Origin of the sequence: Mycobacterium sp. NAZ190054, assembly GCF_001545925.1 — a bacterium.
In the GTDB taxonomy this organism is placed as follows: Bacteria; Actinomycetota; Actinomycetes; order Mycobacteriales; family Mycobacteriaceae; genus Mycobacterium.
In genome coordinates this window covers 18610-30580 of the sequence record NZ_LMVQ01000301.1, presented here as the reverse complement: position 1 = coordinate 30580, position 11971 = coordinate 18610, and the positions used below count along the sequence as shown (strand labels likewise).

The 11971-nt window shown below is 69.2% G+C and carries 12 protein-coding genes; 9 read left to right on the top strand and 3 right to left on the bottom strand.

All coding sequences use genetic code 11. From position 1 onward, the window contains the following. Positions 1-65: 65 nt before the first annotated feature. A complete protein-coding gene (locus ASJ79_RS19630) occupies positions 66-509 on the bottom strand; it encodes a PaaI family thioesterase (protein WP_067958772.1) in 444 nt (147 codons plus the stop codon). Between the two features lie 22 nt (positions 510-531). Here ASJ79_RS19630 and map point away from each other — a divergent pair, with 22 nt between their 5' ends. The 3 genes from map (at position 532) to ASJ79_RS19615 (ending at position 2694) form a co-directional block, all read left to right on the top strand. After that, complete coding sequence (map, locus tag ASJ79_RS19625; protein WP_067958769.1) at positions 532-1389, top strand: type I methionyl aminopeptidase; 858 nt, start codon at positions 532-534, stop codon at positions 1387-1389. A gap of 21 nt (positions 1390-1410) precedes the next feature. After that, positions 1411-2067, top strand: coding sequence for a hypothetical protein (locus ASJ79_RS19620; RefSeq protein WP_067958766.1), 657 nt, complete (start codon positions 1411-1413; stop codon positions 2065-2067). Positions 2068-2130: 63 nt separating this feature from the next. Continuing rightward, entirely contained in the window at positions 2131-2694 is a 564-nt protein-coding gene (locus ASJ79_RS19615; protein WP_067958763.1) for an alpha/beta fold hydrolase, read from the top strand. 4 nt (positions 2695-2698) lie between these two features. On the opposite strand, the gene ngg is transcribed toward ASJ79_RS19615, so the two are convergent. Both ngg and ASJ79_RS19605 read right to left on the bottom strand, forming a co-directional pair. Continuing rightward, positions 2699-4474, bottom strand: a complete 1776-nt coding sequence (gene ngg, locus ASJ79_RS19610) for an N-acetylglutaminylglutamine synthetase (protein ID WP_067958760.1) — start codon at positions 4472-4474, stop codon at positions 2699-2701. Beyond that, on the bottom strand, positions 4471-6276 hold the full coding sequence (locus ASJ79_RS19605) for an N-acetylglutaminylglutamine amidotransferase (protein ID WP_067958757.1): 1806 nt from the start codon (positions 6274-6276) through the stop codon (positions 4471-4473). The genes ngg and ASJ79_RS19605 overlap by 4 nt, the downstream gene beginning before the upstream one ends. Positions 6277-6557: 281 nt before the next feature. On the opposite strand from ASJ79_RS19605, the gene ASJ79_RS19600 reads away from it, so the two are divergent. The 6 genes from ASJ79_RS19600 (at position 6558) to ASJ79_RS19575 (ending at position 11955) form a co-directional block, all read left to right on the top strand. After that, entirely contained in the window at positions 6558-7922 is a 1365-nt protein-coding gene (locus ASJ79_RS19600) for a glutamine synthetase family protein (protein WP_067958754.1), read from the top strand. Beyond that, complete coding sequence (locus tag ASJ79_RS19595; RefSeq protein WP_067958752.1) at positions 7909-8682, top strand: gamma-glutamyl-gamma-aminobutyrate hydrolase family protein; 774 nt, start codon at positions 7909-7911, stop codon at positions 8680-8682. The genes ASJ79_RS19600 and ASJ79_RS19595 overlap by 14 nt, the downstream gene beginning before the upstream one ends. Continuing rightward, entirely contained in the window at positions 8682-10058 is a 1377-nt protein-coding gene (locus ASJ79_RS19590; protein ID WP_067958750.1) for an aldehyde dehydrogenase, read from the top strand. The genes ASJ79_RS19595 and ASJ79_RS19590 overlap by 1 nt, the downstream gene beginning before the upstream one ends. Beyond that, positions 10059-10832, top strand: coding sequence for a 3-oxoacyl-ACP reductase (locus tag ASJ79_RS19585; RefSeq protein ID WP_067958748.1), 774 nt, complete (start codon positions 10059-10061; stop codon positions 10830-10832). Between the two features lie 10 nt (positions 10833-10842). Further along, positions 10843-11562 (top strand): FadR/GntR family transcriptional regulator, encoded by a 720-nt coding sequence (locus ASJ79_RS19580; protein WP_067958746.1) that lies wholly within the window; start codon positions 10843-10845, stop codon positions 11560-11562. Between the two features lie 72 nt (positions 11563-11634). Then, positions 11635-11955, top strand: a complete 321-nt coding sequence (locus ASJ79_RS19575) for an ArsR/SmtB family transcription factor (protein ID WP_369803719.1) — start codon at positions 11635-11637, stop codon at positions 11953-11955. Positions 11956-11971 lie beyond the last annotated feature (16 nt).

The following is an 11971-nucleotide window of genomic DNA, read 5'->3' as shown; positions in this document are numbered from 1 at the left end:
GACCGGCAACCGATTCGGCATCCAACAACTCAGGTTGATCATCAGAGTGCCCCTGCATTCATCCATCATCTCGAGGACGCGCCCACAAACCCCGCCCGCCACGCCGGATTAATCAGCAGAGTCCTAGCGGGATCGAGAACCGCGAAGCTGACGGTGGCGCGCGCGGCCAGCCGGCCGCGGGAGACGTCGGTGACGTCGACGGCGATCACCGACAGGCGCCGCCCGGCCCGCACGACGGTCGCCTCGGCCCGGGCGGGACCGTCGAGCACCGGCGACAGGTAGTGGATGGTCATGTCCGCGGTCGTGACGTCCTGCCCGGGCCCGACGTGCCGGTCGGCCAGCCGGCCCGCCGCGATGTCGATCAGCGTCGCGACCAGGCCGCCCTGCAGGGCGCCGCGCCGGTTCACCAGATCGGGGCGGTTGTCCAATTCGATGACCATGCGTTCGTCGGAGTCCTCGACGTCGCGGAAGTTCATTTGGGCGAACAAGTGGCCCGGGGTGACCTGCATGGCGGAACGCTAGCATTGCTATATGTCTGTACGGACCGCCCTCCGGCCCGGCACCGTCGCGCCGATGCTGCCGGTACCCAAGTCGATACCGCGCCCCGAGTACGTCGGCAAGCCGACCGCGCGCGAGGGCAGTGAGCCGTGGGTGCAGACCCCGGAGGTGATCGAGAAGATGCGGGTGGCCGGCCGGATCGCGGCGGGCGCGCTCGCCGAGGCGGGCAAGGCCGTCGCGCCCGGGGTGACCACCGATCAGCTCGACCGGATCGCCCACGAGTACATGATCGACCACGGCGCCTACCCGTCCACGCTGGGCTACAAAGGTTTTCCGAAATCGTGCTGCACGTCGCTGAACGAGATCATCTGCCACGGCATCCCGGACTCGACCGTGATCGAGGACGGTGACATCGTCAACATCGACGTCACCGCCTACATCGACGGTGTGCACGGCGACACCAACGCGACGTTCCTCGCCGGCGACGTCGCCGAGGAGCACCGGCTGCTCGTCGAACGCACCCACGAGGCCACGATGCGCGCCATCAAGGCCGTCAAGCCGGGCCGGGCGCTGTCCATCGTCGGCCGCGTCATCGAGTCCTACGCAAACCGGTTCGGCTACAACGTGGTTCGTGACTTCACCGGTCACGGGATCGGCACCACGTTCCACAACGGTCTGGTGGTGCTGCACTACGACCAGCCGGCCGTGGAGACGGTGCTGGAACCGGGTATGACGTTCACGATCGAACCGATGATCAACCTCGGTAGCCTCGACTACGAGATCTGGGACGACGACTGGACCGTCGCCACCAAGGACAAGAAATGGACCGCCCAGTTCGAGCACACGCTGGTGGTCACCGATTCGGGGGCGGAGATCCTCACCCAGCTCTGAGGTTCTCGGTAGCCTGACGTCATGACCAGGCGCGGGTTGGTCGCGGTGGTGGCCGGATGCCTGCTCGCCGGTTGCGGACACGCCGTCACCGGCACCCCGACCTGGCCGGGCGCGAAGCTGGACCGCGCGGTGCTCACGCAGGCCGACTTTCCGCCCGGGGTGCGCTACGAGCGCATCGTCAACGAACCCCGCGAGGACAACGCGGCGCGCCCGCCGGCGATGCTGTCCCGGCCGGAAGGCTGCGCCGACGCGCTGACCCGCGACATCGCGATGACCGCGGAATGGGGACCGGGCAGTGCCGCCGAGTTCGTCGCGGCCTATGACGGCGCCCGCATGGTGATCACGCTGCTGACGTGGCGGCTGGACCTCGAGCGGCTGGCCGGCACCGCGCAGCGGTGCGCCGAGTACGAGACGTTCTTCGAACCCGGCGACCCCGGCATCCCGATGACGACCACACAGCTGCCGAGCCCGCGCAGCGACGCGCTGGTCTATCAGCAGACCATGCACCTGCCCGGCGCCGACAACAGCGTGTACTTCACCTTCGAAAACGTGGGCGAGATGGCGGTGTTCGGCATCGCGTTCCCGACCGCCGATGCGTCGATCTCGGTCAAAGGCACGCTGCCGCAGACCTTTCTGGAGACCACCGGTAAGCAGGCCGAACGCGCACAAGCGGTTTGAGCCGTGGCGTCATCCGCGGGCAAACGGCCGCGCCGACTCGGCTCCGCCCTGTAGCGTGACGCAATGCCTTCCCCCATGGTGACCGTCGACGGCTTCGGCGTGCCCGTCGAGGTCGCCGGCCCGGAGGGCGGATCGGTCGTGGTGGTGCTGGGCGCGGCGCACCAGTCGCCCAGCGTGTACGGCGGGGTGTGCCAACGGCTGCACACCGCTTCGCTGAGGACCGTGGTGATCGGGCCCGATCCACGGCTGACCGCCAAGTCGGTCATCAGCATCCTCGACACGCTCGGGGTGCGGTGGGCACTGCTGGTGGGGGACCGGTTCGGCGGTGAACTGGCCTGGGAGCTGGCCGCCACCCGGCTGGACCGGTTCATCGGGCTGGTGGTGATCGACCGGGGTCATCCCAGGGTCGCCGACCTGACCGGTGTGGTCCGTGACGAGCACTGCCCGCCGGTGGAACTGAACACCACCGCACTGGTCAGCTCGAGCGCGGCCCGCGCGGTCGCCAAGGCCAGCCAGCGCTACGTGTACGGCGAGTACCGCATCGTCGATCTGCTGGGCCGTCGCAACGCCGCCGACTCGACCGCTCAGCTGGCCGCCGAGATCGTGATGCGCACCAGCACCTGGTGACGCGTCACGCTCCGCTGGTCGCGGCCTCGTCCGGGGTCCACGCCTGCGGCAGACCGGGCTGGCCCGGGAACAGGAAGTCGACGAACGCCGCCGCGGTGGGCTGGGGCTCGTGGTTGGCCAGCCCCGGCCGCTCGTTGGCCTCGATGAACACGTACTCCGGCTTGGTGACGTCGGGCACCAGAAGGTCGATGCCGGTGACCGGGATACCGATCGCCTCCGCCGCCGCGACCGCCACCCGGCACAACTCGGGGTGCACGATGGCGGTGACGTCGTGAATGGTCCCGCCCTGGTGCAGATTCGCGGTTCTGCGCACCCGCAGGCGATCCCCTTCGGGCAGCACGTCGTCGAACGAGTAGCCGGCCTCCCGGACCGTCGTCTCCGTCACCGCGTCCATCGGGATGCGTGACTCGCCGCCGGTGGCGGCCGCGCGACGCCGGCTCTGCGCCTCGATCAACTCACCGATGGTGTGCTGCCCGGTTCCGGTGATCTCGGCCGGCATGCGCAGCGCGGCGGCCACCACCTTGCCGTCGATCACGACCAGGCGCAGGTCATCGCCCTCGGCCCGCTGCTCGACCAGCACCTCGGGATGCTGTTCGCGGGCCCTGGCCAGCGCGGCGTCGAGTTCCTCGGGGCTGTCCACCCCGACCGTGATGCCCTTGCCCTGCTCGCCGCGGGTGGGTTTGACCACGACGTCGCCGACCTCGGCCAGGAACTCGTGGTCGGCTTCGTCGTACGTCGCGAGCCGCCCCTTCGCCACCGTGATGCCGGCCTCCGAGACGATGCGCCGGGTCAGCCGTTTGTCGTCACACCGGGCCATGGCGACCGCGGAGGTGTACTCGGACAACGATTCCCGCGTCACGACGCTGCGGCCGCCGTGGGACAGCCGCATCTCACCGGACTCGGCGTCGAGCACCTCCACCCAGATGCCGCGGCGCACGGCCTCGTCGGCGATGATCCGGGCGTACGGGTTGAGATCCTCGACGGTCTCGGGCGGATGGGTGAACAGCGGTTCGTTGATCGCGTTCTTGCGTTTGACCGCCATCACCGGCACCCGGTGGAAACCGAGCTTCTCGTACAGTGCGATCGCGGCGTGGTTGTCGTGGGTGACCGACAGGTCCATGTACGCCCGGCCCCGGCTCCGGTAGAGCTCGGCGAGGCTGCGCGTCAGCGCGGCCCCGACACCGGGCAGGGTGGCCGCGGGGTCGACCGCCAGGGTCCACAGGCTCGAACCGTTCTCCGGGTCGGAGAACAGCGCGCGGTGGTCCACCCCGGTGACGGTGCCGATCACCGCGCCGTCCTCGTCGCTGACGGCCACCAGATAATCGACGGCGGGTTGACTCTGGTGGTTCTCCCAGATCACGTCGGTCGGGGCGGGCACCATGCCGCAGCGTACGTAGACCCGGTTCATCTCGTCGGCGTCGTGACGGCTCTCCAGGCTGCGGATGTGGAACCCGCCGGGCGTCTTGCCCGTCGTCTGGGTGTCGGCGAACCGGAGGCGGTAGGTGTGGCTCGGGTCGATGAACAGTTCGGCGGGCGCCCTGGACACCAGCACGTGCGGTTCCCGCGCATAGATACAGATGTCGCGTCGGCCCTGCCCCTCCTGGCGCAACACGTCGGCCAGGTGCTCCGGATCGGCGAACGTCTGACCGAACATCAACCGGCCCCAGCCCAGTTCGAGGACGACGTCGTCGGCCATCGTGTCGAGCATGTCCGGGGCGGCGGCCTCATGCAGGGTCAGCGTGATGGCCTCGGTGTTGTCTGCGGCGGGGTCTGCGGTCATGCGGCCGGCCCGTTGATACCGTGCCGCTGCAGCCACAGTTCGAGCAGCGCGATCTGCCACAGCTCGTTGCCGCGCAGCGGGGTGAGCCGGCCGTTGGGGTCGGCCAGCAGCCGGTCCACCGCCTCCGGCCGGAACAGCCCGCGTTCCTTGGCAGCCGGCTCGTAGAGCGCGTCGCGCACCAGGTCCAGATAGGGGCCTTCCAGGTGGGTCAGCGCCGGCACCGGGAAGTAGCCCTTCGGGCGGTCGATCACCTCGGACGGGATCACTTGCCGCGCCGCCTCTTTGAGCACACCCTTGCCGCCGTGGGCGGTCTTGTGCGCCGGCGGGCAGGTGGCGGCCAGCTCGACGAGCTCGTGGTCGAGAAACGGCACGCGGCCCTCCAGCCCCCAGGCCATCGTCATGTTGTCGACGCGTTTGACCGGGTCGTCGACCAGCATCACGGTGGTGTCCAGCCGCAGCGCACGGTCGACGCCGGTCTGCGCGCCGGGGCGTGCGAAGTGTTCGGTGACGAACAGCTCGCTGGGGTCGTCGGCGGTGAGGTAGCCCGGCGCGACCAGCTCGGCGTACCCGGCCTGGTCCCGGTCGAAGAAGGCGGCCCGGTAACTGGCCACCGACCCCTCGACCGACGCCGCGGCGGGTTCACCCATCGGCGGATACCAGTGATAGCCGGCGAACACCTCGTCGGCGCCCTGACCCGACTGCACCACCTTCACGTGCTTGGCGACCTCCTGGCTGAGCAGATAGAACGCCACGCAGTCGTGGCTGACCATCGGCTCGCTCATCGCCCCGATCGCGCCGTCGAGCGCGGGCAGCATCCGGTCGGTGCCGATCCGGATCTGGTGGTGGTCGGTGGCGAACCGCTCGGCGACGATGTCGGAGTACTTGAACTCGTCGCCGGCGACGCCGTTGACCGACTCGAAGCCGATCGAGAACGTCTTCAGCCCGTGCTGGCCCGCCTCGGCGAGCAGACCGACGATCAAGCTGGAGTCCACGCCGCCGGACAGCAGGCAGCCGACGGGGACGTCGGCGACCAGACGGCGCTTCACCGCCACCCGCAGCGACTCCAGAACCGCGTCCTGCCAATCCTTCTCGGTCCAGTCGGCGCGGTCGTCGCGTCGGGTGAAGTCGGGTTCCCAGTAGGTGGTGGTGGTGATCCGGCCGTCCGGCTCGATCGCCATCAACGAGGCGGGCGGCAGCTTCTCGACGCCGCGAAGGATGGTGCGCGGGGCGGGCACCACCGAATGGAACGTCATGTAGTGGTGCAACGCGACGGGGTCGATGCGGGTGTCGACCTCGCCGCCGGCGACCAGCGCGGGCAACGAGGACGCGAAGCGGATCCGGTCGGTGCTGCGGCTCAGGTAGAGCGGCTTGATGCCGAGGCGGTCACGGCCCAGCAGCACCCGCCCGCTGTCGCGTTCGACGATGGCGAACGCGAACATGCCCTTGAGGTGGTCGACGAAGCGGTCACCCCAGTGGTGGTAACCCTTCAGCAGCACCTCGGTGTCGCTGTGGGAGAAGAAGCGGTAGCCGTGGCCGGACAACTCGTCGCGGAGCTGCTCGTAGTTGTAGATGCAGCCGTTCCAGGCCACGGCCAACCCGAGCTCGGAGTCCACCATCGGCTGGGCGCCGGCCTCGGTCAGGTCGATGATCTTCAGCCGCCGGTGGCCGAGTGCCACCCTGCCCTGGGACCACGCGCCGGCGGCGTCGGGTCCGCGAGGGACGAGGACCTCTGCCATCGTCGTGACGGCACTGATATTCGGGGTATTTCCGTCGAGGCGCACCTCGCCGGTGGCTCCACACACCTTTTCGACCCTACTCTGTGACGGCTCTACCGGACCACTGGACCAATGGTGCCGCCGTGCGGCGGCGCCCGCAGCGCGGGTCTGATTACCCCTGCGTAAACCACCCAAACCGGGGCGTCGTCGTCAAGATCGAGACGATCGTCACAAACCGGACGGCTATTGGTCTGGTGCCCTACCTTTGGACGTGGAAATCTGTCCGTGCGAAGGTAAAGACGCCGCCACCGAGGCCCGCCAAAGGTCGGTCGGCAGACAGAAACCCCAAGGAAGGTCGGGCTGAGCTGATGAGCGGACGCGGCATGTTGACGAAGGCGGCGCTGGAACAACAGGTGGCCGACGGGGCCATCGACACCGTGATCGTCGGGTTCTGCGACATGCAGGGCCGGCTCACCGGCAAGCGCGTGTCCGCGCGGCTGTTCGTCGAAGACGTCGCCGCCCACGGCGCCGAGTGCTGCAACTACCTGCTGGCTGTCGACGTCGACATGAACACCGTGGACGGGTATGCGATCTCGAGCTGGGAGACCGGCTACGGCGACATGGTGATGGTCCCGGACTTCGACACGCTGCGCGTGGTGCCGTGGCTGCCGGGCACCGCGCTGGTGATGGCCGACCTGACCTGGACCGACGGCTCCCCGGTGAACCAGGCGCCGCGCAGCATCCTGAACAGGCAGATCGACCGCCTCGCCGAGCGCGGGCTGGTGCCCTACGTCGGCACCGAGCTGGAGTTCATGGTCTTCGACGACACGTTCCGCGATGCGTGGAAGGCCGACTACCGCGGACTGACGCCGGCCACCGACTACAACGTCGACTACGCGATGCACGCCTCGACCCGGATGGAACCGCTGCTGCGTGACATCCGGCTGGGCATGGACGGGGCCGGCATGTACTGCGAAGGGGTGAAAGGGGAGTGCAACCTCGGTCAGCAGGAGATCGCGTTCCGCTACGACCACGCCCGTGTCACCTGCGACAACCACACGATCTACCGCAACGGCGCCAAGGAGATCGCCGACCAGCACGGCAAGAGCCTGACGTTCATGGCGAAATTCGATGAGAGCGAAGGCAACAGCTGTCATATCCACATCTCGCTGCGCGGTGACGACGGCAGTGCGGTGTTTGCCGACGACTCCGACCCGCTGGGAATGTCGCCGATGTTCCGCAGCTTCATCGCCGGTCAGCTGGCCACGCTGCGCGAGATGACGTTGTTCTATGCGCCGAACATCAACTCCTACAAGCGCTATGTGGAGGGCAGCTTCGCCCCGACCGCCGTCGCGTGGGGGCTGGACAACCGCACCTGCGCGATGCGGGTGGTCGGCCACGGCCACGGGATGCGCGTGGAATGCCGGACCCCCGGCGGGGACGTCAACCAGTACCTGGCGGTGGCGGCACTGATCGCCGGCGGCCTCCACGGCATCGACAACGAGCTCGAACTCGACGGCCCGATGGAGGGCAACGCCTACACCAGCGGGGCCGACCGACTGCCCACGACGCTGGCCGAGGCCGCCGACCTGCTCGACAAGTCGGCGATTGCGCGGGAGGCGTTCGGCGACGACGTCGTCGACCACTACCTCAACAACGCGGCCGTGGAACTGAAGGCCTTCAACGCCGCCGTCACGGACTGGGAGAGGAGGCGCGGCTTTGAGCGACTCTGACATCCGCCCGGTGATCGGCCTGACGACCTATCTGCAGCAGGCCCAGACCGGGGTGTGGGACGTGCGGGCCAGCTTCCTGCCCGCCATCTACTTCGAGGGCGTCGGCATGGCGGGAGGCATCTCGGTGCTGCTGCCGCCGCAATGGGCCGACGACGCCGTCGCCGACCGGGTGCTCGACGGTCTCGACGGCCTGATCATCACCGGCGGGCGCGACGTGGACCCGGGAACCTATGGGGCGCAACCACATCCGAACACCGACCGGCCGGTCGCCGACGGCCGTACCCGCGACGCGTTCGAGTTCGCGCTGCTGCGGGCCGCGCTGCGCCGCGGGCTGCCCGTGCTGGGCATCTGCCGCGGTGCGCAGGTGCTCAACGTCGCGCTCGGCGGAACCCTGCACCAGCATCTGCCCGACGTCGTCGGGCACACCCGCCACCAACAGGGCAACGCGGTGTTCAGCACCTCGTCGATCGCCACCGTGCCAGGCACCCGGGTGGCCGCCCTGGTCGGACCGGACACCCAGGCGCAGTGCTACCACCACCAGGCCATCGACCGGCTCGGCGACGGCCTGGTGATCAGCGCGTCGGACACCGCCGACGGCGTGATCGAAGCCGTCGAGGTCGACGCCGCACGGTATCCGGAGCGCTGGGTGGTGGCGGTGCAGTGGCACCCCGAGGAACGACTAGACGACCTGCGGCTGTTCGCCGGCCTGGTGAGCGCCGCCGCCGGCTACGCCGCGCACAAGACACAGAAAGTGAGCTGATGACCGTAAGCGAAGTGATCAACCCGGCGACCGAGGAGGTGCTGCGCACCGTCGAGCACACCGACGAGGCCGGCGTCGACGACGCGGTGGCGCGGGCCCGGGTGGCGCAACGCCGGTGGGCCGCATTGGCGCCCGCCGAGCGGGGCGCCGCGCTGCGTGACTTCGCCGCGATCGTCGACGCCCACGTCGAGGAGCTCGCGCAGCTGGAGGTCGCGAACTCCGGCCACCCGATCGGCAACGCCAGGTGGGAGGCCGGCCACGTCCGCGACGTCCTGCAGTACTACGCCGCGGCACCGGAACGGTTGTCGGGCAAGCAGATCCCGGTCGCCGGCGGGCTGGACGTGACCTTCAACGAGCCGCTCGGCGTCGTCGGCGTGATCACGCCGTGGAACTTCCCGATGACGATCGCGTCGTGGGGATTCGCGCCTGCGCTGGCGGCGGGTAACGCGGTGCTGGTCAAACCCGCCGAGTGGACGCCGCTGACGACGATGCGGTTGGGCGAGCTCGCCGCCGAGGCCGGGTTGCCGGCCGACCTGTTCTGTGTGCTGCCGGGCCGGGGCCCGGTGGTCGGCGAGCGGTTCGTCACCCATCCCGACGTCCGCAAGGTCGTGTTCACCGGGTCGACCGCGGTCGGGACCCGGGTGATGGCCGGGGCCGCCGCCCACGTCAAACGCGTCACCCTGGAGCTCGGCGGCAAGAGCGCCAACATCGTCTTCGACGACTGTGACCTCGAGCGGGCCGCGGCGACCGCGCCGTACGGCGTGTTCGACAACTCCGGCCAGGACTGCTGTGCGCGCAGCCGGATCCTGGTGCAACGCAACATTTTCGACCGGTTCATGGAGTTGTTCGAACCGGCGGTCAAGGGCGTGGTGGTCGGCGACCCGGCCGCCGAGGGCACCGAGATGGGCCCGCTGGTGTCCAAGGCGCACTGGAACTCGGTGTCGTCGTTCGTTCCGGACGGGGCGCCGGTGGCCTTCCGCGGGGACGCGCCTTCGGGGCCGGGGTTCTGGTTCCCGCCGACGGTGCTGATGCCGCAACGCGGCGACCGCGCCGTCACCGAGGAGATCTTCGGGCCCGTGGTCACCGTGCTGCCGTTCGACGACGAGGCCGACGCGATCGCGCTGGCCAACGACACCGTCTACGGCCTGTCCGGCTCGATCTGGACCGAGAACCTGTCCCGCGCCATGCGGGTGTCGCGGGCGGTGGAAGCCGGCAACCTGTCGGTCAATTCGCATTCGTCGGTGCGCTACAACACGCCGTTCGGCGGCTTCAAACAGTCCGGCCTGGGCCGCGAGCTGGGGCCTGACGCACCGTTGTCGTTCACCGAGACCAAGAACGTGTTTTTCTCGATTCAAGATGGCCAGGAGGCACCGTAGATGGATCTGACCCAACGACTCGCCGGCAAGGTCGCCGTGATCACCGGCGGCGCCAGCGGTATCGGCCTGGCGACCGCCAAGCGGATGAAAGCCGAAGGCGCGACCATCGTGATCGGCGACATCGACCCCGCCACCGGCAAGACCGTCGCCGACGACCTCAACGGCACCTTCGTCCAGGTCGACGTCTCCGACCAGGTGGCCGTGGACGCGCTGTTCGACACCGCCGCCGAGGTGCACGGTTCGGTGGACATCGCGTTCAACAACGCCGGCATCAGCCCGCCGGAGGACGACCTGATCGAGAACACCGGCATCGAAGCATGGGACCGGGTACAGGACATCAACCTCAAGTCGGTGTTCTTCTGTTGCAAAGCCGCGCTGCGCCACATGGTTCCGGCGCAGAAGGGGTCGATCGTCAACACCGCGTCGTTCGTCGCGGTCAACGGTTCGGCGACCTCGCAGATCTCCTACACCGCCTCCAAGGGCGGCGTGCTGGCGATGTCCCGCGAACTCGGAATCCAGTACGCACGACAGGGAATCCGGGTCAACGCGCTGTGCCCGGGACCGGTGAACACCCCGTTGCTGCAGGAGCTGTTCGCCAAGGACCCCGAGCGTGCCGCCCGGCGGTTGGTGCACGTACCGATGGGACGTTTCGCCGAGCCCGGGGAACTGGCCGCCGCGGTGGCGTTCCTGGCCAGTGACGACGCGTCGTTCATCACGGGGTCGACGTTCCTGGTCGACGGCGGCATCACCGGCCACTACGTGACACCGCTGTAGGAACAGCGCGATGGTGGCCGCCGACGGCGCCGACGCCAGCGACGCGCTGTTGCGTCCGCTGAGGCCGCTCAACGCGTTCGAGGACACCGTCGAGCGGCTGCTGCAGACCATCCGGCTGGGGGTACTGCGGCCAGGCCAGTCGCTGCCCCCGGAACGTGAACTCGCCACGCAGATGGGGGTCAGCCGGGACACCGTGCGCGAGGCGATCAAATCGCTGGCCGACGCCGGTTACCTGGTGTCACGGCGGGGACGCTACGGCGGCACCTTCCTGGCCGACGCGCTGCCCCCGCCACCGACCGGTGGGGTCGCGTTCAGCCGCTCCGACATCGACGATGTGGTGCGGCTGCGCGAGATCCTCGAAACGGGCGCGGCGCGGATGGCGGCCGCGCGCACGCTGACCGCGACCGAACGCGAGGCGTTGTGGAGCCGGCTGCTCGACGTGCGGGGCTGCGCGCCCGAGGACTACCGCCGGCTGGACTCGCGGCTGCACCTGGCGATCGCCGAGGCGGCGGGGGTGCCGTCGCTGGTTCCGCTGGTCGCGCAGAACCGTATGCGACTCAACGAGCTGCTGGACTGCATCCCGCTGCTGTCGCGCAACGTCGCCCACTCCGACGAGCAGCACGAGACGATCGTGATGGGGCTCCTGGCCGGCGACGCCGACGCCGCAGCCGAGACGATGACCGCCCACGTGTGGGGATCGGCGGCGCTGCTGCACGGCTTCCTGGACTGACAGCCCACCCGGCGCCGACACGCCGCCGAAGCTGGCATTTGGTGTGCACTCGGCGGGGACTAGATTGCACGTGTGGAGGATCAGCAGCTCGTCGAGCGGGCGTCGTCGGCGCTGGCCGAGGTGGACACGCCCGGTTGGGCGCAGCGCTTCGACCTGGTGTCGGACCCGCACCGGCTGGAGATCCTGTTGTGCCTGCACCGCGCGCCGGGTATCTGCGTCAGCGACCTGGCCGCCGCACTGGGACGCTCGGAGAACGCCGTGTCGCAGGCGTTGCGGGTGCTGCGCCAGCAGGGCTGGGTCAACAGCACCCGGGCCGGCCGGTCGGTCTCCTACCGCCTGGAGGACGAGATCGTGCACGACCTGCTGCACTGGATCGGCGCACGGCACGGCTGACCATTCATCTGCTCAC